This window comes from Streptomyces javensis (genome assembly GCF_039525925.1).
Classification (GTDB): Bacteria; Actinomycetota; Actinomycetes; order Streptomycetales; family Streptomycetaceae; genus Streptomyces; species Streptomyces asiaticus.
Genome location: NZ_BAAAIF010000288.1, coordinates 1 through 564, shown reverse-complemented (window position 1 = coordinate 564; position 564 = coordinate 1). Strand labels below are relative to the sequence as shown.

Genomic DNA, 564 nt, shown 5'->3' with positions numbered 1-564 from the left:
GGCGGTGAGTGTGCTGGTGGTTTCCCATAGGCCCCAGGCGAGTGAGGTGGCGGGGAGTCCGGCGGCGTGGCGTTGGTGGATGAGGGCGTCGGTGTAGGTGTTGGCGGCGGCGTAGTTGGCTTGGCCGGGGGTGCCGAGGGTGCCGGTGGCGGAGGAGTAGACGACGAAGGCGGCGAGGTTGAGGTGGTGGGTGAGGTTGTGGAGGTGGGTGAGGGCGTCGACTTTGGGGCGGAGGACGGTGTTGAGGTGGTTGGGGGTGAGGTTGGTGAGGAGGGCGTCGTCGAGGGTTCCGGCGGTGTGGATGATGGCGGTGAGGGGGTGTTCGGTGGGGATGTTGGCGAGGAGGGTGGTGAGTTGGTCGTGGTTGGCGGTGTCGCAGGCGGTGATGTGGATGTGTGCGCCGAGTTTGGTGAGTTCGGTGGTGAGTTCGGCCGCGCCGGGGGTGTCGGGGCCTTGGCGGCTGACCAGGAGGAGGTGGCGGGCGTTGTGGTGGGTGATGAGGTGGCGGGCGGTGAGGGCGCCGAGGGTTCCGGTGCCGCCGGTGACGAGGACGGTCCCCTCGGG

Annotated in this window: 1 protein-coding gene; it reads right to left on the bottom strand. The window is 69.1% G+C overall.

Annotated elements, in window-relative coordinates; all coding sequences use genetic code 11:
- Positions 1–564 (bottom strand): beta-ketoacyl reductase (locus ABD329_RS47995; protein ID WP_344318324.1); only part of this gene is annotated, 564 nt, incomplete at both ends.